The organism is Azoarcus sp. CIB (assembly GCF_001190925.1).
GTDB lineage: Bacteria > Pseudomonadota > Gammaproteobacteria > Burkholderiales > Rhodocyclaceae > Aromatoleum.
Genome location: NZ_CP011072.1, coordinates 3,007,096 through 3,027,057, shown reverse-complemented (window position 1 = coordinate 3,027,057; position 19,962 = coordinate 3,007,096). Strand labels below are relative to the sequence as shown.

At 66.0% G+C, this 19,962-nt stretch carries 19 protein-coding genes; 4 read left to right on the top strand and 15 right to left on the bottom strand.

What is annotated here, in order from left to right:
* Window positions 1-158: 158 nt before the first annotated feature.
* Together AzCIB_RS13370 and AzCIB_RS13365 are read left to right on the top strand one after the other, a co-directional pair.
* Complete coding sequence (locus AzCIB_RS13370; RefSeq protein WP_050418369.1) at window positions 159-2,066, top strand: B12-binding domain-containing radical SAM protein; 1,908 nt, start codon at window positions 159-161, stop codon at window positions 2,064-2,066.
* A gap of 362 nt (window positions 2,067-2,428) precedes the next feature.
* The gene (locus AzCIB_RS13365; protein WP_050416348.1) at window positions 2,429-3,016 is read left to right on the top strand and encodes a hypothetical protein; all 588 of its coding nucleotides are present in this window, start codon (window positions 2,429-2,431) and stop codon (window positions 3,014-3,016) included.
* Window positions 3,017-3,160: 144 nt separating this feature from the next.
* Here AzCIB_RS13365 and ahpF read toward each other — a convergent pair whose 3' ends face one another.
* The 3 genes from ahpF to nudC all read right to left on the bottom strand — a co-directional run bounded on the left by ahpF (window position 3,161) and on the right by nudC (window position 6,404).
* A complete protein-coding gene (gene ahpF, locus AzCIB_RS13360; RefSeq protein ID WP_050416347.1) occupies window positions 3,161-4,717 on the bottom strand; it encodes an alkyl hydroperoxide reductase subunit F in 1,557 nt (518 codons plus the stop codon).
* A gap of 165 nt (window positions 4,718-4,882) precedes the next feature.
* Window positions 4,883-5,446, bottom strand: coding sequence for an alkyl hydroperoxide reductase subunit C (gene ahpC / locus AzCIB_RS13355; protein ID WP_050416346.1), 564 nt, complete (start codon window positions 5,444-5,446; stop codon window positions 4,883-4,885).
* 121 nt (window positions 5,447-5,567) lie between these two features.
* A complete protein-coding gene (nudC, locus tag AzCIB_RS13350; protein ID WP_050416345.1) occupies window positions 5,568-6,404 on the bottom strand; it encodes an NAD(+) diphosphatase in 837 nt (278 codons plus the stop codon).
* Window positions 6,405-6,441: 37 nt separating this feature from the next.
* On the opposite strand from nudC, the gene AzCIB_RS13345 reads away from it, so the two are divergent.
* On the top strand, window positions 6,442-6,777 hold the full coding sequence (locus AzCIB_RS13345) for a hypothetical protein (protein ID WP_232299221.1): 336 nt from the start codon (window positions 6,442-6,444) through the stop codon (window positions 6,775-6,777).
* 136 nt (window positions 6,778-6,913) lie between these two features.
* Complete coding sequence (locus AzCIB_RS13340; protein WP_050416344.1) at window positions 6,914-8,518, top strand: putative bifunctional diguanylate cyclase/phosphodiesterase; 1,605 nt, start codon at window positions 6,914-6,916, stop codon at window positions 8,516-8,518.
* Between the two features lie 28 nt (window positions 8,519-8,546).
* On the opposite strand, the gene AzCIB_RS13335 is transcribed toward AzCIB_RS13340, so the two are convergent.
* From AzCIB_RS13335 to AzCIB_RS13280, 12 genes are all read right to left on the bottom strand, one after another.
* Window positions 8,547-9,476 (bottom strand): SphA family protein, encoded by a 930-nt coding sequence (locus tag AzCIB_RS13335; RefSeq protein ID WP_050416343.1) that lies wholly within the window; start codon window positions 9,474-9,476, stop codon window positions 8,547-8,549.
* A gap of 106 nt (window positions 9,477-9,582) precedes the next feature.
* Window positions 9,583-10,881 (bottom strand): phenylacetate--CoA ligase family protein, encoded by a 1,299-nt coding sequence (locus AzCIB_RS13330; RefSeq protein WP_050416342.1) that lies wholly within the window; start codon window positions 10,879-10,881, stop codon window positions 9,583-9,585.
* Window positions 10,882-11,200: 319 nt separating this feature from the next.
* Entirely contained in the window at window positions 11,201-11,749 is a 549-nt protein-coding gene (locus AzCIB_RS13325) for an NUDIX hydrolase (protein WP_050416341.1), read from the bottom strand.
* Between the two features lie 20 nt (window positions 11,750-11,769).
* Window positions 11,770-12,207 carry a DUF120 domain-containing protein gene (locus AzCIB_RS13320; protein ID WP_050416340.1) on the bottom strand — a complete coding sequence of 146 codons (438 nt, stop codon included), beginning with the start codon at window positions 12,205-12,207 and terminating at the stop codon, window positions 11,770-11,772.
* On the bottom strand, window positions 12,201-12,803 hold the full coding sequence (locus tag AzCIB_RS13315; RefSeq protein WP_050416339.1) for a UbiX family flavin prenyltransferase: 603 nt from the start codon (window positions 12,801-12,803) through the stop codon (window positions 12,201-12,203). The genes AzCIB_RS13320 and AzCIB_RS13315 overlap by 7 nt, the downstream gene beginning before the upstream one ends.
* Before the next feature lie 14 nt (window positions 12,804-12,817).
* A complete protein-coding gene (locus tag AzCIB_RS13310) occupies window positions 12,818-14,164 on the bottom strand; it encodes a UbiD family decarboxylase (protein WP_050416338.1) in 1,347 nt (448 codons plus the stop codon).
* A gap of 68 nt (window positions 14,165-14,232) precedes the next feature.
* A complete protein-coding gene (gene ppcG / locus AzCIB_RS13305; protein WP_050416337.1) occupies window positions 14,233-14,490 on the bottom strand; it encodes a phenylphosphate carboxylase subunit gamma in 258 nt (85 codons plus the stop codon).
* 12 nt (window positions 14,491-14,502) lie between these two features.
* Entirely contained in the window at window positions 14,503-15,963 is a 1,461-nt protein-coding gene (ppcA, locus tag AzCIB_RS13300) for a phenylphosphate carboxylase subunit alpha (protein WP_050416336.1), read from the bottom strand.
* A 29-nt stretch (window positions 15,964-15,992) separates the two neighbouring features.
* Complete coding sequence (gene ppcD / locus AzCIB_RS13295) at window positions 15,993-16,502, bottom strand: phenylphosphate carboxylase subunit delta (protein ID WP_050416335.1); 510 nt, start codon at window positions 16,500-16,502, stop codon at window positions 15,993-15,995.
* Window positions 16,503-16,673: 171 nt separating this feature from the next.
* The gene (gene ppcB, locus AzCIB_RS13290) at window positions 16,674-18,095 is read right to left on the bottom strand and encodes a phenylphosphate carboxylase subunit beta (RefSeq protein WP_050416334.1); all 1,422 of its coding nucleotides are present in this window, start codon (window positions 18,093-18,095) and stop codon (window positions 16,674-16,676) included.
* Window positions 18,096-18,141: 46 nt separating this feature from the next.
* Window positions 18,142-18,810, bottom strand: coding sequence for a CBS domain-containing protein (locus AzCIB_RS13285; RefSeq protein WP_050416333.1), 669 nt, complete (start codon window positions 18,808-18,810; stop codon window positions 18,142-18,144).
* 13 nt (window positions 18,811-18,823) lie between these two features.
* Window positions 18,824-19,951 (bottom strand): PEP/pyruvate-binding domain-containing protein, encoded by a 1,128-nt coding sequence (locus AzCIB_RS13280; protein WP_050416332.1) that lies wholly within the window; start codon window positions 19,949-19,951, stop codon window positions 18,824-18,826.
* Between the last annotated feature and the right edge of the window lie 11 nt (window positions 19,952-19,962).

The following is a 19,962-nucleotide window of genomic DNA, read 5'->3' as shown; positions in this document are numbered from 1 at the left end:
GCGAAGCGCCTTCCGCCGCATGCAGATTTACCGCCAAGCTTGTTGCTCATCCGCCTTGCGGCAAGTCGCGCAATTGCCCCGGCAGCGCCCGCGCTCCCCCCATTGGCCCTAGAATGCGGCTGCTACAGTCCGCACAACACGGCCTCGTGCCGCCCCTCATGTCCGAAACTTCCCTGCGCGTCCTGTCGGTGATCCCGCCGATGACGCAACTCAACACCCCGTACCCTTCGACGGCCTACCTCACCGGCTTCCTGCGTTCGCGCAGCGTCGATGCGGTGCAGGAGGATCTCGCGCTCGCGCTCGTGCTGCGCCTTTTGTCGCGCGACGGACTCAGCGCGATCCGCGACCGCATCGAGGCGACGCCCGAGCGCCAGCGCAGCCCGCGCGTGAGGGCCTTCCTCGCGCAGTTCGAGCGCTACCGCATCACGATCGGCCCGGCCATCGCCTTCCTGCAGGGCCGCGACCCGACCCTCGCGAACCGCATCTGCGGGCGCAACTTCCTGCCCGAAGGCTCGCGCTTCGAATCGCTGGACGTCTATATCGACCCGGAAGGCGGCGACCCGCTCGCGTGGGCCTTCGGCGCGCTGGGGCTGGAAGACCGCGCCCGCCACCTCGCGACGCTGTACCTCAACGACGTCGCCGACGTGCTGCGCGAGGCGGTCGATCCGCGATTCGAGTTCGTGCGCTACGCCGAATCCTTGGCCCAGAGCCAAGCGAGTTTCGAGCCGCTCGCGTTGGCGCTGGCCGAGCCGCTCAACCTCGTCGACGAGACGCTGCGCGAACTCGCGCTCGATGCGATCGCCCGCCATGCCCCGCAGGTCGTGCTGCTGTCGGTGCCCTTTCCCGGCGCGGTGTACGGCGCCTTCCGCATCGCGCAGGCGATCAAGGCGCGCGACCCGAAGATCGTCACGGTGCTGGGCGGCGGCTTCGTCAACACCGAGCTGCGCGAACTCACGGAGCCGCGCGTCTTCGACTATTTCGATTACGTCACGCTCGACGACGGCGAGCGCCCGATCCTCGCGCTGCTCGACCACCTGCAGGGCGGCCGCGGGCGTTCGCGCCTCGTGCGCACCTTCTTCCGCGACGCCGACTCGGGCGAAGTGCGCTACGCGAACCTCGGCGAGGCTGACATCGCCTTCGCCGAAGTCGGCACCCCGACCTGGGACGGCCTGCCGCTCGACCGCTACCTGTCGGTGCTCGACATGCTCAACCCGATGCACCGCCTGTGGTCGGACGGACGCTGGAACAAGCTCACCGTCGCGCACGGCTGCTATTGGAAGAAGTGCAGCTTCTGCGACGTCAGCCTCGACTACATCTCGCGCTACGACGGCGCGAGCGCGAAGACGCTGGTCGACCGCATCGAGGCGATCATCGCGGAGACGGGCCAGACCGGCTTCCATTTCGTCGACGAGGCCGCACCGCCCAAGGCGCTGAAGGCGCTCGCGCAGGAGCTCCTGGACCGCGGCGTGGCGATCTCGTGGTGGGGCAACATCCGCTTCGAAAAATCCTTCACCCCGGACCTGTGCCGCCTGCTCGCCGAGAGCGGCTGCATCGCCGTGTCGGGCGGGCTGGAGGTGGCGTCGGATCGCCTGCTGCAGCTCATGAAGAAGGGCGTGTCGGTGGACCAGGTCGCACGCGTCACCAACGCCTTCACCGAAGCCGGCATCCTCGTGCACGCCTACCTGATGTACGGCTTCCCCACCCAGACCGTGCAGGACACCGTCGACGCCCTCGAATACGTGCGCCAGCTGTTCGAATCCGGCTGCATCCAGTCCGGCTTCTTCCACCGTTTCGCGTGCACGGTGCATTCGCCGGTCGGCCAGAACCCGGACGAATACGGCGTGAAGCTCGTCCCGCTGCCGCCCGTGACCTTCGCGAAGAACGACGTGCGCTTCATCGACCCGACCGGCGTCGATCACGACCAACTGGGCGTGGCGCTGAACAAGGCGCTCTACAACTACATGCACGGCATCGGGCTGGACCAGGACGTGCGCAGCTGGTTCTCCGACCGGGTGCCGCGCCCCCGCGTGCAGCGCAACTTCATCGAGCGGGCCTTGCGCTATTAAGGCGGCAATCAGATATGTGAAGTCTGCTGGGGCACCGTATTCCTCTCCCTTCAAGGGGGGCGGAGCAGGGGTTTCGGCGAGCACTGCTCGCCGCCTGTGGAGCGGCGAGGCGAAGACGAGACTACCGGTCAGGAGGGGGATGGGTTTCCGCAGTAACGCACTGCGAACCTTCGCTGCGCAATGGACTCAAAAGAAAATACGGATTCATCGACCGGCCCGAAAGCGGGTAGTGCCGCTACCCGAAGGGAGGTATCGGAGATATCTTTGATTTCGATAATAATTTTGCAAAATCGGGGCTTTAACATCGACCGGTAAATCGGCATCAGACCGCAGCCGGACAGGATTCAATGGAGGAGACAGCAATGAGCATGACACCGAACGAACGACTCTCCGCACCCAATCTGGAGAACGAGTTCATCCCGCCCGTCGGGCAGGGCGAGGCGAACGAGATCGCGTGGGATCAGCGCCTGAATGCCGAAGTGGCGTGGCAGCTCGCACGTGCGACCGTCGATGACGGACTTGCGCAATGGACGGACAGCGCCGGGGAGGGCGCGCCGCGGCGCCTGCCGACAATGCGCACGATCGCGCGCATGAACACCGCCCTCGTGGCGCTGCGCGAACGGCTCTACCAGATCCAGAACGAGGCCGCGAACATTGCGATCTCCGAGCTGGCATTGCGGCAGGAGGCCGATCCCGCCGCGTCGTCCGACGATGCGTTCTCCCCGCTGCATGCCCAGAACTCGCGCAGGATCGAGGCACTGGCCGCGTCCTGCTACGAACTGCTGGCCGCGGCGCAGGGCAACCTCGCGGCGGTGGCGGGCAAGGTGCCGGTCGAGTATTCCGCCGATTCTGGCACCTCTGGCCGTGCCGGGCTGGAGGACTCGTTGTACGCCGAACGCCGTCAGTCCGACGCGGTCATCAACTTCCCGGATCGCCGCGCAGCCGCGTGAGTTTTCGCGGGTGATGCAGTTCTGCGTCACCCGCACTCCCGGCGCGCACGGTCATCTGTCGCGCCGGGAGTTTCTTCTGCAGCAAGCGTAGGGCGGGAGAAGCGCAGCGCATCCCGCCAGAAGGCCCGGCAATCGCCCTGAACGTCAGGCCGGCACGGACTCCCTGATCAGGTGATCGAAGGCCGCCAGCGAGGCTTTCGCGCCGTCGCCCATCGCGATGACGATCTGCTTGAAGGGAACCGTCGTGCAGTCGCCGGCCGCGAACAGGCCCGGCACCGAAGTCTGGCCGCGCGCATCGACGACGATCTCGCCGAATCTCGTGCGCTCGACCGTGTCCTTCACGAAGTCCGTGTTCGGCAGCAGGCCGATCTGCACGAAGATGCCTTCAAGCGCGATGCGCTGCGTTTCGCCCGACACGCGATCCTTGTAGACCAGTCCGTTCACTTTCGCTTCGCCCGTCACTTCGGTGGTCTGCGCGTTGGTGATGACCGTGACGTTGGGCAGGCTCGCGAGCTTCTTCTGCAGCACCGCGTCGGCGCGCAGCGTGTCGGCGAATTCGAGCAGCGTGAGGTGCGAGACGATCCCGGCGAGGTCGATCGCCGCTTCGACACCCGAGTTGCCGCCGCCGATCACCGCGACGCGCTTGCCCTTGAACAGCGGGCCGTCGCAGTGCGGGCAGTAGGCCACGCCCTTGCCGCGGAATTCCTTCTCGCCCGGCACGTTCATTTCGCGCCAGCGCGCGCCGGTCGCGAGGATCACCGAACGGGCCTTGAGCGACGCGCCGTTCTCGAGCTTCACCTCGAAGCCGCGCTCCTGCGGGATCACCGCCGCTGCGCGCTGCAGGTTCATGATGTCGACGTCGTATTCCTTGACGTGCTCCTCGAGCGCCATCGCGAGCTTCGGGCCTTCGGTGGCCGTCACCGAGATGAAATTCTCGATCGCGAGGGTGTCCATCACCTGGCCGCCGAAGCGTTCGGCGACGACGCCGGTGCGGATGCCCTTGCGTGCGGCGTAGATCGCCGCCGCGGCGCCGGCCGGCCCGCCGCCGACGACGAGCACGTCGAATTCGTCTTTCGCGGCGATCTTCCCGGCCGCACGAGCCTGGGCGCCGGTGTCGATCTTCGCCACGATCTCGGCAAGTTCCATGCGGCCCTGGCCGAAGTGCTGGCCGTTGAGGAACACGGTCGGCACCGCCATCACCTGACGGGCGTCGACCTCGGCCTGGAACAGCGCGCCGTCGATCATCGTGTGGCGGATGTTGGGGTTGATCACCGACAGCAGGTTGAGCGCCTGCGCGACATCCGGGCAGTTGTGGCAGGAGAGCGAGATGAAGGTCTCGAACTCGTAGCTGCCTTCGATCGCGCGGATCTGCTCGATCACCTCCTGCTCGACCTTGGGCGGGTGGCCGCCGACCTGCAGCAGCGCGAGGATCAGCGACGTGAATTCGTGGCCCATCGGCAGGCCGGCGAAGCGCACGCCGGTGTCCTCACCCTTGCGGTTGATCGCGAAGGAGGGCTTGCGTTCGGTGTCGTCGCGGCGTTCGACGATGGTGATCAGATTCGACTGTTCGGCGATGTCGCCGAGCAGGGCCTGCATCTCGCGCGACTTGTCGCCGTCGTCCAGCGAGGCGACGATTTCGATCGGCTGGGTGAGGCGTTCGAGGTAGGTCTTCAACTGCTTCTTGATGTTCGCGTCGAGCATGGCGGGGTCGTCCGTGAAATGCAGGGGGCGGGGGCATAGGGCCGGCGAGGGCGTAGGGCGGGAGGAGCCCCAGGCGTATCCCGCCATGCGGCCGTCGGGCGGGTGCCTGCGCTTGGATTGGCGGGATGCGCTGCGCTTCTCCCGCCCTGCGCGTTATGTGCCGGCTCAGATCTTGCCGACGAGGTCCAGCGAGGGAGCCAGCGTCGCGTCGCCTTCCTTCCACTTCGCCGGGCACACTTCGCCCGGGTGGCTGGCGACGTATTGCGCGGCCTTGACCTTGCGCAGCAGCTCTGACGCGTCGCGGCCGATGCCGCCGGCGGTGATCTCGACGATCTGGATCTTGCCGTCAGGGTCGATCACGAAGGTGCCGCGGTCGGCCAGGCCTTCCGATTCGATCATCACGTCGAAGTTGCGCGAGATCGTGCCGGTGGGGTCGCCGACCATCGGGTAGCGGATCTTGCCGATCGTCTCCGAGCTGTCGTGCCACGCCTTGTGGGTGAAGTGGGTGTCGGTCGACACGGCGTAGATCTCGACGCCCATCTTCTGGAACTCGGCGTAGTTGTCGGCGAGGTCGCCGAGCTCGGTCGGGCACACGAAGGTGAAGTCGGCCGGGTAGAAGAACACCACCGACCACTGGCCTTTCAGCGTCTCGTCACTGACCGGAACGAACTTGCCGTTGTGGAAGGCGGTGGCCTTGAAGGACTTGATCTGCTGGTTGATCCGGGACATGTCGCACTCCTGTGTCGTAGTGGGTAAGAGGACCGAGCGGTTTGTCTCGCTCGATGGGTGTCACTCTAACGATCGGTGTGCGATAGCTCCAATTGAATTAAAAAATGAATTCCATAGAGTGTCACGATCGGCAGCTGGCTGCTCGGCTCGCTTCGATTTCGCGCACCGCTGCGTCGATCAGTCGCCGCGCGATGCTGATGCGGTGCGGCAGGCGCGGCAGGCGGTCGATCGTGAACCAGTCTGCGGCCTCGATCTCCTCGGGCTGCAGGACGATCCTGCCGCCGGCGTAGTCAGCGACGAAGCCGATCATCAGCGAATTCGGAAAAGGCCAGGGTTGGCTGCCGAAATAACGGACGTTGGTGATCTCGATCCCGACCTCCTCGCGTACTTCGCGCGCCAGCGTCTGCTCCAGCGATTCGCCCGGCTCGACGAACCCGGCCAGCGCGCTGAACATGCCTTCGGGAAAGTGCGGGGAGCGTGCGAGCAGCAGTTCGTCGCCGCGCCGCACCAGCGCCATCACCGCCGGGGCCAGGCGCGGGTAGTGGACCATGCCGCAGCCGGGGCACACCCGCGAACGCTCGCTCGGGTGCGGCTCCGTTGCCGTGCCGCAGCGGCCGCAGTAGCGATGCGTCAGATCCCACTGCACGATCTGCACGGCGCGTCCCGCCACCCCGAATGAGGTTTCGTCGAGCCGGCTGAACAGGGAGCGCAGATCATGCCACTCCATTCCCTCCGGAGCGGGCGCATCCGGTCCGGCGTCCGCGGCGTAGCAGTGCCGGTCCCCGATGCGTCCGATATAGTGCTGCCGGCTCGACGGATGCAGCCCGCCCGGCTCGCCGCGCGCAGGCACCCGGGTATCGCCCTCCCGGTTGTGCACGAGCAGGGCGTTCTTGCGGAATACGAAACACAGGTCGTCGTCGCCGAGCGGATCAGGGGAGACGTGTCCGGGAATGAACATGGGGGGGCACACCGTCGGTCGGATGGATGTTGCAGTCATGATGCGCGGCACACCGCGCCCGCGCAACATATCGGCTGAATTGACCTTCCTCATGGGGGAGCTGTCCGTGCTGCGTTATGGTTGGCTTTTGAGCGACGAGCGGGAGCGTTTCGACATGAGCAGCGGCGCATGGAGTTGTCCACACGACATCGATGGCGTGTGTCAGCGCGTACAGGGCGCGGTGTGCGAGCCCGGCATGCGTGGCTGCGTGCTCGAAGGCAAGGTCCGTTTCGCGCGCGAGGAAATGAACCTCCCGCGCAAACCCGTGAAGGCCGTGAAACCCGAGGCCGCGAAGAAGCCGGCCCAGCCTCCGAAGCGTCGCCTGCCGTTCTGAGCCAACCTTGACGGCCGCGCGCTTGATGCCCGGCGGGAATTTTTTCCTGTCGGCATATGGCCGTTTCGCGATTTAATAGGACTCATTCCGGCTGCTGCGATGTCGCGGCGGCCAGCCGTTTTGGGGAAGTTCGTTGATGGGAGAACAGGACAGCACGCTCGATGCGAAGGCAGGCGTACTCAGGGTCGTCCTGGCGTATGCGGTGTTCGCTTCGCTGTGGATCCTGCTTTCCGACGAAGCGGTGGGTTTCCTCTTCCGCGACCCCGACCTCATCGTGAAGGTCAGCCAGGGCAAGGGCTGGTTCTTCGTCGCGATCACGGCCGTGTTGCTGTACGGCCTGTTGATTCGCCTGGTCGGCAGGCTGGACCAGAGTCTGCGGCGCGAGCTCGCGTCGGAGACGGAACGCCGACACGCCGAGGAACAGGTGCATAACCTGTCCTTCTACGATTCGCTCACCAGCCTGCCGAATCGCCGCCTGCTGTTCGACCGCCTCGGACAATCGCTGCTGGCCGGGCGCCGCAGCGAGACGCGCGGCGCGGTGCTGTTCATCGACCTGGACGGTTTCCGGGCGCTCAACGACACGCGCGGCCACGAGGTCGGCGACCGCCTGCTGGTCGAGATCGCGCGTCGGGTTGCCGCCAGCGTTCACCGCGAGGACACCGTCGCGCGCGTCGGCAGCGACGAGTTCGTCGTGGTCGCCAACGGCCTGAGCCCGGAAAAGGATGCCGCAGCGATCGCCGCGCGCGAGATCGCCGAGCGCATCCAGGCGGTGATCAGGCAGCCGCTCGATGTCGACGGTCAGGAGATCCAGTGTTCGGTCAGCATCGGCATCAGCATGTTCTCGGGCGCGGAAGGCACCGTGGACGAGTTGCTCAAGCAGGCCGATGCGTCGATGTTCGAGGCGCGCAGCCGCGGGCGTGGCGGCATCCATTTCTTCGATGCCGCGATGCAGGCGGCGCTGGAGGAACGCGTGCGCCTGGAAGGCTGGCTGAGCAAGGCGCTGCCCGACCAGTTGCGGCTCTACTACCAGATGCAGGTGGATTGTGCCGGCTCGATCCAGGGGGCCGAGGTGCTGATCCGCTGGCTGCACCCCGAGCGCGGGATGATCCCGCCGTGCGAGTTCATCCCGCTCGCGGAAGAATCGGGGATGATCCTGCCGATCGGCCGCTGGGTGCTGGAAACGGCGTGCCGGCAGCTCAAGGTGTGGGAGTCCGACGTGGCCACGCGCCACCTCAGGCTGTCCGTGAATGTCAGCGCGCGGCAGTTCCGGCAGGACGACTTCGTCCACGAAGTGCTCGATGTCGTCAGGGCGACGGGGGCGGACCCCGCGAACCTCAAGCTCGAGCTGACCGAGAGCATGGTCGTCGAGAACATCGACCAGGTCGTCGACAAGATGGCGACGCTCAAGGCGACGGGCATCCAGTTCTCGCTCGACGACTTCGGCACCGGCTTCTCGTCGCTGTCCTGCCTGCGGCGGCTGCCGCTCGACCAGCTCAAGATCGACCAGTCCTTCGTGCGCGACGTGACCGAGAACGCCAACGACGCCGCCATCGTCCGCACCATCATCGCGCTCGGCCAGAGCCTGGGCCTGGAGGTGATCGCCGAAGGCGTCGAGACCGCTGAACAGCGCAACTTCCTCGCGGTGCACGGCTGTAGCAACTTCCAGGGCTATTTCTTCAGCCGCCCGGTGCCGTTGGACGACTTCGAGCAGCAGTTCTCCGCGGCACGCCGCCTCCCGTAAGTCCGGGCGGCGGCGCGTCACGCGCCTGTCAGAACGGCATGATCAGCCGGAACCACGCCTTGTCGCCCTGGAAGCGGTTCTCGGCCTCGGTTTCGTGCTGCCACTGGCCGATGAACATCGTGCCGCCCTTGGTCGTGTAGCTGACGCTGGGCCCGATCGCGAACACCGCGCCCTTGCGCCCCGACGACCACGGCCCGAGCGCCGACGACAGCGTTTCGCCGTCGAGTTTGTCGTTGGTCGTCTGCTTCAGGTAGTAGCCGGACAGGCCCACACCCCACGGACCGAAGCGTTTGCCCGCGAGGTAATCGACGCGAAACTCGTCGCCCGACTCGTAATCCATTTTCGGCGCGCCGGGGGCAGGGCGGAAGTCCTTGTTCTTCAACTTCATGTTGTACATGAACTTGCCCGACAGCTCCCAGCCGGCATCCGAGATCCAGGTCACCGCGAGGACGGGCTCCACGCTCCAGTAGTTGGTGCCGATGCTCTTGAGCGGCTGCCCCGACTTGTATTCGCCCGTCGGGGCGAAGAAATCGAGGGCGAAGACCCAGTGCAGGTTGCCGGCATGCCAGCCGATCACGAGCGGCGAGAACAGCATGTCGCCGATCCCGGTGACGGTCTTGCTGTCGCCGAGAGTCAGCTTCTGCTGCACGACGGGCAGGATGGCCTGTACCGCCCAGTCTCCGCCGAGGATCTTCGTGTTCGTGACCTTGACGACGCGCATCGCGTCGAACCAGGCGCTGACACCGGTCCCGGGCACCTTGTCGCCGTCGCCGTCGCGCAGGCTGTCGGCGTGGTAGTAGCCGAAGTAGTTGAGGAAATAGTTTCCAGGTGGCGGTAGTGCGCCCGCCACCCAGTTCTCGCTTCCATGCGGATACTGGTCGCCCCCTTCCTTCGCGAGTGCATTGCCGATGAGCAGCCCCGACAGGGCCAGCGCGACGCCGACTTGCTTGAGTCTCATGCCTCCTCCTTGATTTCTTGTTTGCGATGCCGTCGTTGGCCGAATCGGGGCGTTGCCGCCCCTGGCCTCGGCCGGGCCATTGCCGGTACTCGCTGCGGAAGCGGGCTCAGGCCGCGCGGTTCACGTGGAAGCGCTTCGCCTTCATGTCGAAGCGCGGCAGGATGTTGCGGCCGACGTTATGCACGCGCGGACGGAACGCGAGCATCGAGTCGAGGCGTTCGGCGATCGAATGCACGACCGCGGGATCGGCGCCTTCGCACAGCTCGACCTCGATGTCCATCTCGTCCATGTGCTTCACCTTGCTGACGGTGATGCGGAACTCGTCCACTTCGACGAACTTGCGGATGATGTTTTCCACGCCCGCCGGGAACACGTTCACGCCGCGCACCGTGACCATGTCGTCGGCGCGGCCGAGGATGCCGCCCTGGAAGCGCATGAACGTCCGCCCGCAGGAACACGGGTCGAGGTTCACCTCGACGAGGTCGCCGGTGCGATAGCGGATCAGCGGGAAGCCCCAGCGGCCGAGGTTGGTGATCACGAGCTCACCGCGCTCGCCCGGCTTCACCGCTTCGCCGGTCTTGGGGTCGATGACCTCGGCGATGAATTCCGACTCGATCAGGTGCGTGCCGCCCGGCTGCTTCTCGCATTCGAAGGAATGCGCGCCGATTTCCGATGCGCCCGCGTGGTCGAAGCACTTCGCCGACCACGAGGATTCGATGCGCTCCTTGGTCGACGGGATGTTCGCGCCCGGCTCGCCGGCATGCACCGTCGACTTCATTTTCAGCGAGCTCATGTCGAAGCCGTGTTCACGTGCCACTTCCGCCAGCCGCAGCGCATAGGTCGGCGTACAGCACAGCACCGTCGCGCCGGTTTCGCGCATCAGTTCCAGGCGCTGCAGCGAATCGCGGCCGCCGCCGGGGATCATCACTGCGCCGAGCTTGCGTGCGCCTTCGAGTGCCGCCCAGAAACCGATGAAGGGGCCGAAGGCGAACGCGAGGAAAACGCGGTCGCTCGCATCGACCCCTGAGCCCGCCAACACGTGCGCCCAGCACTTCGCCCACCAGTCCCACGAATCCTGGGTGTCGAGCACTTTCAACGGCACGCCCGTCGTGCCCGAGGTCTGGTGCAGGCGGGTGTAGTGCTCGACCGGGTAGGTCAGGTTGGTGCCGAAGGGGCCGTTCGCCGCCTGGTCCTCCATCAGCTCGGATTTTGTCGTCAGCGGCAGGCGCGCGAGGTCGTCGAGCGAGCGGATGTCGCGTGGCTCGACGCCGGCGGCCTTCCATTTGCTGCTGTAGAAGCGGTTCTTGCCCCACAGCTCGGTCATCATCGCCTGCAGTTTCTCCAGTTGCAGGGCGGCGAGCTGTTTGCGCGGGAGGGTTTCGGTGGTCTGATCGAAATACGACATGACTGGCTTCCTCGAAATTTTGGACGAACCGTCCCGCGCCGATGCCGTCCGGGTTCGGGAGCGGGCATTGCCGTACGGGCGGATGCTGCGGAGTTGTCGGCGAATGAATCCGGCATTCAGTGGATGTCGTCTGTTCGGGCCCCGGTTCCTCCCCCTTCAAGGGGGAGGTCAGGAGGGGGATGGGTTTCTGCCGGGCCGGCTTAACCCATCCCCACCCCAGCCCTCCCCTTGAAGGGGAGGGAGCAAAGGCCCGGACTCATGACCGCGTGCCGGCTAATACGCGCTCAGCCTGACGGGCGGGGTGTCGGTGCGATCATCGTTATCTCCTCATCATCGTTCTGGCGCTCGTCCGGCGCCCCCATTTCCATGGTGCGGTGACTTCCTGGATGACGTCGTAGAACCAGCGGTCGATCAGCGGTGCGCCTTCGGGCGCCGTCTGCAGCGGCAGTTGGCCGGGCGCGATGAGGGCGATCTCGCCGGCATCGTCGCCCGCGACCGGTTCGCCCGCGAGCGAGTGCGCTCGGTACGCGAGAATCACCGCGCGCACGCCGGCCTGCGAATACACGCCGATCAGCCCATCGACGGCGACTTCCAGTCCGGTCTCCTCGCGCGCCTCGCGCACGACCGCCTCCTCGAGCGATTCGCCCTGTTCGACGTAGCCTCCGGGGGGCGCCCAGTAGCCGCCGAGCGGGTCGAGATTGCGGCGGATCAGTACGAGCTTGTCGGCGTGCTCGATCACCGCCAGCACGACCGGCGCGGGCTTGTGGAAGAAGGTCTCGCCGCAGGCCGGACAGGTTTCGCGCTCGCGGTTGTGGATCTTCGCGAGGACCAGCGGCGTGCTGCATTGCGGGCAGAACTTCGGGGCCATGATGGCGCTCCTTGAAGTGGTCAGGCGGCCGCCGCGTCGTCGCGGGCGGAAAATGCAAGGTCGAGGCGCAGGTTCACGAGGTCGCCGTCCTGCAGCCCGAGCGTCTCGCGGATCGGCAGCGGCGCGACGATCTCGAACTTGTCGTCGGGGTAGTCGGGCATCTCGGGGAACACGACGGCGCCGGTGAGTTGGCCGGCAATGTGCACGCCGAAGCATTTCGCCGCGCAGAAACCGTCCCGTGGCGTGATCGCGATGCCCGCGGCGGCGCGCAGGCGCGCGCGTGCCCATTCCCAGGCGTCACCGCGCATGCGCAGGTTGAAGGTGCCGGGCCAGGGGATGAAGCCGAGCTTGCGGCGGAATTCCGCGATCACCCAGTCGATCGCCGTGAAGCGTGTGCCTTCGCCGAGCCCCGGCGCGACTTCGCCTTCAAGCTCGAGGCGGGTGGCGGTGCTCAGCATGCCGGCTGCCCCTGCTGCGACTTCGCGTGCTCGCGCTCCTCGTTACCGGTCCAGCGCCCGAAGAGATCCACGTCGAGGTCGAACTGGTCCAGCACCTTGGTCACGGACTGGTTGATGATGTCGTCGATGGTCTTGGGCCGGTGGTAGAAGGCCGGCAGCGGCGGCACCAGCACCGCGCCGGTCTCGGTGACCTGCGACATCAGGCGCAGGTGGCCGAGGTGCAGCGGCGTCTCGCGCAGCATCAGCACGAGCTTGCGGCGCTCCTTGAGCGTGACATCGGCGGCACGGATCAGCAGGTTCGTATTGAAGCAGTTCGCAACGGCCGAGAGCGTCTTGATCGAGCAGGGCGCGATGATCATGCCCGCGTGCTTGAACGAGCCGCTCGCGATCGACGCACCGACGTCGTTGTTGTCATGTACGCAGGAGGCGAGGCGCTTGACGTCGTTGATCGAGTAATCCGTCTCGTAGACGATCGTGCGCTTGGCCGAATCCGACATCACGAGGTCGGTCTCGACGCCGATGTGCTTGAGGGCTTCGAGGATGCGGATGCCGTAGATCGCACCGCTTGCTCCGGAAATGCCGACGACGATTCTCATGGGGCGTGTCTCCATCAATTGCGCAGCGTTGCGAGGAGGGCCTGGGCCTTCGCGAGCGCGGCGGCGGGCAGGGTGATCCGGTCGAATTCGGGGCCGGCGCCGCGCGTGGCGACGAAGCCGGCCTTGGAGCCGGCGTTGGTGCCGGCGGAGGAGGGGTCGATGACATAGCCTTCGGCGCCGCCGATGATCACGGTGTCGCGTTCGGGCAGGTAGCGCGTCGCCATCGCCCACGCGAGCTCGCGCGGGTCGCGGATGTTCACGTCGTCATCGACGACGGTCACGGTCTTCAGGCGCTTGTCGAGGTTCAACGCGAGCATGATCAGGCGCCGCACTTCGTGGCGCGGGCAACCCTTCACGGCGATCGCGGCCGAGAAGCCCGCGGTGCCGCCGGTGAGATCAAGATCGACGACGCCCGCGACCATGGTCTGCAGCTGGCCCAGCAGCTCGGTGCCGGCCGCGAGGGAGAGCAGGGTGTCGACGTCGCCGGACCACGGGCACAGGCCGGGATAGATGAAGTTGTCGCGGTGCGTGACGGCCGTGACTTCGACCACCGGGCTGACGTTGGAGAAGTAGTAGCCGGTGTTCTCGCCGAAGGGGCCTTCAGGCTCACGCACTCCGGGCAGGATGCGGCCTTCGATGACGATCTCGGCGCGCGCCGGGACTTCGACATTCACGGTCAGCGCGCGCACGAGCTCCACCGGATCGCCGCGCAGTCCACCCGCGACCGCCATCTTGTCCGGCCCCAGCGGGCCGCTGCGCACGACGGACGCCAGCAGTGTCGCAGGCTCCAGCCCCAGCGCGATCGCGACGTCGAGCGCTTCGCCCTTCGCTTCGGCATTCGCGTGGAACTGCGACAGCGGCGGGTTCGCGAGCAGGATACCGAGGCGGTTTCCGCCCTTGATCATCATACGGTGGATGCCCATGCCGCGTCGTCCCGTCGCCGGGTCGGTGCACAGCACGACGCCGGTCGTGATGAAGGGTGCGCCGTCCTTCTCGTGGTGCGTCAGGATCGGCAGCAGCGGTAGCAGTTCGTCCGGCGCGCGATGCACGATTTCCTGCACCGGTGCGGATTTCGCCGCCACCGGCGCGATCGCGCGCTGCTTGTTGTCGAGCCAGGTCTGCGCGAGGCGTTCTTCAGTGGTGCCGAAAGCGCGGGCGACACGGCGGCGTCCGCCGAACAGGTTGCCCGCGACGCGCGCACCCGGATAGCCGCGCACGTTCTCGAACAGCGCCGCGGGCGCGTCGGCGGGCAGGCTGCGCAGCACGGCCGCGATCTCGAACTTCGGGTCGAACTCCTCGCGCACGTGCAGCAGGTCGTCGCCGAGGTCGGCCAAGAAGCTGCGCAGGTCGGGGTAGGCCATCGTTTTGCTGTTCCGTTCGGTGATTGAATCGGGCCGGGCGGGTGCGTGACCCGCCCGGGTCGGAGCGCTTACAGATACCGTGCCGGCATGCGCTCGACGCGCTCGATCACCCGAATCGAGAACTTGCGGTCACTCAGCTGACCGCGCCCCAGCCGCACCTGCAGGCTGTCGGCGAACTGGTCGAGCTTGCTCGACACCTCCACCTTCGCGCGCTGGTAGGTGTACTTGTGCAGCCCGTCGTTGAGCGTGCGGATCGTCAGCTCCAGCTCCTTGCCCTCGGCCAGTTCCGCGAGGTCCATCACGAACACTTCCCACTTGTTTGCCATGACCGCCTCTCCTTATTTCTTTGCGCCGCGGAAGCCGTAATCGGCCCAGTTGTTGGTGACCCGCTCCTGGATGTCCTTGGGATAGACGTTCTTGAAGCTGACGAGCGTCGGGACGTCGTTGGTCTTGTCCCAATCGACCGGCCACAGGCAGTCGAACAGCACCTGCGAGCCGATCGAGTACTTGCGATCGTGCGGGGTTGCGTGCGGATAGAGGGCGGTGCCGGTCGTGTTCTTGAACACGTGGATGCCACGCTCCGGATTGCAGCGCGTGCAGAACGCGTGATAGACCTCGTCCCAGTTGAAAATGTCGGTCTGGTCGTCGACCACCATCACCATGTGGAACCACGGTCCGAGCTTGGAGCCGAACGCGAGCTGCGCGATCTGCATCGCGATGCCGGCGTAAGTCGGCTTCACGCCGACGATCATCATGTGGTGCGTCGAACGCGGGTGCATGTAGACCCCGGTCACCGGGATGCCCTGGCTCTTCAGCAATTTCTCGAGCTCCAGGCCCAGCGAGAACGAGCGCAGCAATTGCCCCTCGTCCTGCGGCACACCCATGTTCGAGATCGTCATGGTCGCGTTGTTGCGATAGGTGATCGCATCGACGCGGAAGGTGACGCGGAAGTCGCGCGGGCTGGTGCGATAACCCGTGTATTCGCCGAACGGTCCTTCCTCGACCTTGTAGTCGGGCAGGATCATGCCCTCGATGATGATCTCGGCATCGGCCGGCACTTCGAGGTCGTTGGTCTCGCACTTCACCAGGCGCACAGCCTCGCCCGCCAGCATGCCGGTGAGTTCCGGTTCGGGGATCGGGGAGGGCGCGCACGCGGCCATCGCGGCCAGAGGCGACAGGCCGATCGCGGTCGCGAAGGGGCAGCCCTCGCCACGCGGCAGGTAGTAGTCGGTCAGCGTCTTGCCGAGGTCCGAGAACGGGAACACGGCGCCCGACATCGTGCGGCCGTCCCACATCATCTGGCGGTACATGCCCCAGTTCACGTCGCCGCGCACCGGGTGCTTCGTGATCACGCCATGCCAGGTGCCGACGTAACGCCCGCCGTCGCCGTCATGCACCAGGGGTACCGGCAGCTTGCACAGGTCCACGTCGTCGCCGAGCAGGATGTTCTCCTTGCAGGGCGCGTCCCGCTTGTCGATGACGACCGGGGCAATCGGCTCGCTGTTGGTGCGTTTGAGGTATTCCGCGCCGATCTGCGGCAGCGTCGATGCGGGGTCCATGCCGAGCGCGATCGCCATGCGGCGGTAGGTCGACAAGGGCGCGCCGAAGTAGCTGAAGCCCGGGTAATCCTTGATGCTCTCCATGAAGGGCGCGGCTTCGCCGAGCTCGCACACGCGGCGCACGATCGCGCCGGCCTCGTTGTCCCAATCCACTTCCTGCTTGATGCGGACGGCGTCGCCGGACTTGACGCACGCCTCGATGAATTCGCGGTTGCTTCGCGGTGCTGAGATTTTTCCCATGTCTGTCTCCTCGCTGTGAATGTCGTAAATCAATGGATCTTCGAGAGCATCGCGTCCCACTTGCCCTGCGCCTTCAGGATCAGCTCCGCGACCTCGCGCACGGCGCCGTATCCGCCTCGTGCGGTCGTCACGTAAGCCGCCGCCTCCTTCACGTCGCCCACCGCGTCGCCCACCGCGATCGGCAGGCCGACGCGCTTCATCATCGACAGATCGACGAGGTCATCGCCCACGTAGCAGACCTCGGCGTCGGAGATGTTCATCTCCTCGAGCATCAGCGCGTAGGGCTCGGTCTTCTTCTTGATGCCTTCGTAAAACCGCTTGATCTTCAGCTCCTCGGCGCGGTGCCGTACCGCGCCGGACTTCTTCGACGTGATGATCGCGACCTCGATGCCGCACAGCTGCAGCACGATCACGCCCATGCCGTCCTTGATGTCGAAGTTGCGCGACTCGACGCCCTCGTCATTGATGACGATGCGGCCATCGGTCATGACGCCGTCGACGTCGAGGATCACCAGCTTGATGTTCTTGGCCTTTTCCATGTCTCCGTTCCCTCTTTAGTTGAGTGCTGCACGGACGCTCCCTCCCCTTCAAGGGGAGGGCTGGGGTGGGGATGGGTTTCCATCGAGCAGGCACGCCCGCCCGAGACCCATCCCCATCCTGTCCTTCCCCCTTGAAGGGGAAGGGACCTGCTAATCCGGGCCGAGCAGCGCTCACACCCCGATCCCGTACTCGTGCCAGCGCGCCTTGATCTTCGCGAGCGTCTCCTCGTCCATGCGCGCCTCGACCGGCTTCTGCTTCCATTCGTATGGAATGCAGGCGTCCATCAGGATGCGGGAGGTCATGAGCTTGTTGGAGTCCGGGTCCAGCGCCGGATCCAGCGGCGTGGAGCGTCCGCGCTTGATGAGCTCGGTGCCGCGCATCGGGTCGTAGCGGCACGACAGCGCCCAGAACACGCGCTGCAGGTCGTCCGCCTGGATGTCCTCGTCCACCGTGATGACGCCCTTCATGCCGTAGTTGCCGGTGTTCGTCCCGAGCACCGCGTCCGCGACCTGCCTGGAATGTCCGGGATAGGCCTGCTTCAGCGACACCACCGTCCAGAAGCGTCCCGCCGACTCCGGCAGCACGCACACCGACTGCACGCCCGGGATGCGCATCTGCTCGAGCTCGGTCCAGAGGGTGGCCGTACGCGTGAAGGCGAGCAGCATATGCACGTCGGTCACCGGCCGGCCCTGGCCGGTCGCCCACAGGATGGGGTTGTTGCGATGCAGGATCTGCTGCACTTCCAGCACCGGCTTCGGGATCGGCTTGTGCAGCTCGTCGGTGTAGTAGCCGGTGTATTCGGCGAACGGGCCTTCCGGCAGGAAGTTGTTCGGGTCGATCTCGCCTTCGAGCACGATCTCCGCGCCCGCCGGCACCGGCAGACCGGTCAGCGGCGCCATCAGGAACTCGGCCTGCTGGCCGCGCACCGTGCCGGTGATGTCGAAGTCGCTGGCGCCCTTGTGCATCAGCGTGCCGGCCATGAAGATCAGCGGGTCGCAACCGATGATCGCCGCCGCGGGCATCTTCTTGCCCATCTTGGCGTACTTCTTCATGATCCGCTCCCCGCGCTTGCCGGGCAGGATCTGCACGCCGCAGCGCTTGTCGTCGAGCATCTGCATGCGGTAGGTGCCGAGGTTGACCTCGCCCGTCTCGGGGTCCTTCAGCACCAGCGACACCATCGTTCCGATGTAGCGCCCGCCGTCGAGCGGGAAGAATTTCGGCACCGGGAACATGCTCAGATCGACCTTGTTGCCGGTCAGCACGTTTTCCAGCACCGGCCCGTCCTTCACTTCCTTCGCCTTGATCAGGCCCTCGGACGTGATCGTCTTCTTCATCCACTGCTGCGCCGACTGGCACAGCGTCAGGTCGTGCGGCAGGCCGAGCATGATCGCGAGGCGCTTGGTCGTCGCGAAGGCGCCCGTGAACACCGGCGTGTCATAGCCCTTGACGCTCTCGAACAGCAGCGCCGGGCCTTTCTTCTCTTCGGTGAGCTTGGAGACATGCGACAGCTCCAGATTCCAGTCGACCTCGGTCGTGACGCGCTTCAGTTCCTTGGCTTCGGCGCACTGGTTGATGAAATATCTCAGGTCCATTCGGATGACTCCTTGGCGGGAAAGCGGGATTTGAAAGTGACGGGAATCAGTGCGTCGCCTGCACCGACTCGATGACTTCGTAGCCGGCGGCGGCGAGCGCCTGCACGACATCGGCGGTATCGGCGTGGTGGAAGCGGACGATGACCTTGCGCTCCTGGTCGCCGCTCGCGACGCCCTTCGGCCCGAGGCTGATCGGGTAGATCGCATGTACCTCGGCGCCGGTGCCCTCGACGATGTCGGCGATGCGGCCGATCGTCCCGGGGCCGATGCGTGTCGGCGCGAGCGTCACGCCGCTGCGCCGCTCCCAGGCGCCGAGGAAGTGCGCCGCGAGCGAGAACATCTCGATCGCCGAGATCATCCCCACCACATGCCCGTCGTCCAGTACGGGCAGCTGGCCGACGCCCGCTTGCTGACCGACCTGCAGGCAGCGCTCCATCGTGTCGTTGGCATCGATGGTGGCGGGGTTGCGCACCATGACGTCCTTCACCTTCACGTGGTTGGAGAAGTAGTTCAGCTCGTCCGGACTCTGGCTGCGGATCGCGGCGTGGGCGGCGCGCAGGCAGCCGGCGCGGGTGATCAGTCCGCGCAGGCGCCCGTCATCGACGACCGGCAGCGCATGCAGGTTGGTTTCCGAGAGGATCCGCTTCGCTTCCGACAGCAGCGTGTTGCTGCCGAGCACCGCGGGGTTGGCTTGCATCCAGTTGCGTACGATCACGGTTGTGTCCTCCTCAGGCCAGGCGCTTGCCGACGAGCAGGTTCGAGACGATGTAATCCATCGCCGAAGTCGCCCCGGTCGTCGCCGGCGCCTTCTGCCTGTTGCTCCAGATGGTCTCTGGCCGGGCTTGCAGGATGAAAACGTTGCCGCCGGCCGGCAGGTTCTTGTCGATCGCCCACTCGATGTCCATCGGACGGCCGTAGTGCTTCTCGATCTTCTTGGCCATCCACGCGAGCTCGGTGATCTCGTCGTCGAGGATCGACTGGATGTTCTGGCGCTCGACCGGCACCTCCATCGCAACCGAGCGCTGCAGCTTGAGGTCGGCCGTGTAGCAGACCGTCTTGGTCGAGATCGTCCGGTCGATGATGTCCAGCGTGACTTTGTTGACCACGAAGTTGTCCGGCGTCACCTCGCCCGACACCACCGATTCGCCGAAGCCGAAGTTCGAGTCGATCACGATCACCGAGCGGTCGCCGGTGGAGGGGTGCAGCGTGAACATCACCCCCGCGGTGTAGGCGTTCGCCATCTTCTGCACACCCACGCTGATCGCCACCTGCTCGTGCGGGAAGCCCATGCGGATGCGGTAGGCGATGGCGCGTGCGGTGTATAGGCTGGAGATGCAGCGGCGCACGTAATGCATCACGTCGTCGATGCCGCGGATCCACAGGTAGGTGTCCTGCTGGCCGGCGAAGCTCGCGCCCGGCAGATCCTCGGCCGTGGCGCTGGAGCGCACCGCCACCGGCACAGCCGGCAGGTAGCAGCGCACCGACAGCTTGCGGTAGGCCTCCGCGATCAGGTCCTCCAGCTCGATCGAGATCGGCCGCGACTCGATCATTTCGCGAATCGTGCGGGAAGCGGTCTCCAGCTTGTCCATGTCGTCGTGGTCGAGCCCCTGCAGCAGCCCGTTCACCTCGTCCTGGATACCGGCGTCGCGCATGAATTGCCCGTAACCGGCGGTGGTCAGGGCGAAGCCGGGCGGCACCCGCACCCCGGCGTTGATCAGCTCCCCGAGCGAGGAGCACTTGCCCCCGACGAGCGGCACCGAATCCTTGTTGCATTCCTCGAAGAAGCACACCTTGGGCGCCCGGCTGTCGATGCCGGGGGCAAGCTGCACGTCTTCGACCATCAGAGCGCTTCCCATGCTGGATACCC

Bases quoted from the DNA above. Each gene is read 5' to 3' on its own strand.
- AzCIB_RS13370 (WP_050418369.1), top strand. From the start codon at position 159: ATGTCCGAAACTTCCCTGCGCGTCCTGTCGGTGATCCCGCCGATGACG.
- AzCIB_RS13365 (WP_050416348.1), top strand. From the start codon at position 2,429: ATGAGCATGACACCGAACGAACGACTCTCCGCACCCAATCTGGAGAAC.
- ahpF (WP_050416347.1), bottom strand. From the start codon at position 4,717: ATGCTCGACGCGAACATCAAGAAGCAGTTGAAGACCTACCTCGAACGC.
- ahpC (WP_050416346.1), bottom strand. From the start codon at position 5,446: ATGTCCCGGATCAACCAGCAGATCAAGTCCTTCAAGGCCACCGCCTTC.
- nudC (WP_050416345.1), bottom strand. From the start codon at position 6,404: ATGTTCATTCCCGGACACGTCTCCCCTGATCCGCTCGGCGACGACGAC.
- AzCIB_RS13345 (WP_232299221.1), top strand. From the start codon at position 6,442: ATGATGCGCGGCACACCGCGCCCGCGCAACATATCGGCTGAATTGACC.
- AzCIB_RS13340 (WP_050416344.1), top strand. From the start codon at position 6,914: ATGGGAGAACAGGACAGCACGCTCGATGCGAAGGCAGGCGTACTCAGG.
- AzCIB_RS13335 (WP_050416343.1), bottom strand. From the start codon at position 9,476: ATGAGACTCAAGCAAGTCGGCGTCGCGCTGGCCCTGTCGGGGCTGCTC.
- AzCIB_RS13330 (WP_050416342.1), bottom strand. From the start codon at position 10,881: ATGTCGTATTTCGATCAGACCACCGAAACCCTCCCGCGCAAACAGCTC.
- AzCIB_RS13325 (WP_050416341.1), bottom strand. From the start codon at position 11,749: ATGGCCCCGAAGTTCTGCCCGCAATGCAGCACGCCGCTGGTCCTCGCG.
- AzCIB_RS13320 (WP_050416340.1), bottom strand. From the start codon at position 12,207: ATGCTGAGCACCGCCACCCGCCTCGAGCTTGAAGGCGAAGTCGCGCCG.
- AzCIB_RS13315 (WP_050416339.1), bottom strand. From the start codon at position 12,803: ATGAGAATCGTCGTCGGCATTTCCGGAGCAAGCGGTGCGATCTACGGC.
- AzCIB_RS13310 (WP_050416338.1), bottom strand. From the start codon at position 14,164: ATGGCCTACCCCGACCTGCGCAGCTTCTTGGCCGACCTCGGCGACGAC.
- ppcG (WP_050416337.1), bottom strand. From the start codon at position 14,490: ATGGCAAACAAGTGGGAAGTGTTCGTGATGGACCTCGCGGAACTGGCC.
- ppcA (WP_050416336.1), bottom strand. From the start codon at position 15,963: ATGGGAAAAATCTCAGCACCGCGAAGCAACCGCGAATTCATCGAGGCG.
- ppcD (WP_050416335.1), bottom strand. From the start codon at position 16,502: ATGGAAAAGGCCAAGAACATCAAGCTGGTGATCCTCGACGTCGACGGC.
- ppcB (WP_050416334.1), bottom strand. From the start codon at position 18,095: ATGGACCTGAGATATTTCATCAACCAGTGCGCCGAAGCCAAGGAACTG.
- AzCIB_RS13280 (WP_050416332.1), bottom strand. From the start codon at position 19,951: ATGGGAAGCGCTCTGATGGTCGAAGACGTGCAGCTTGCCCCCGGCATC.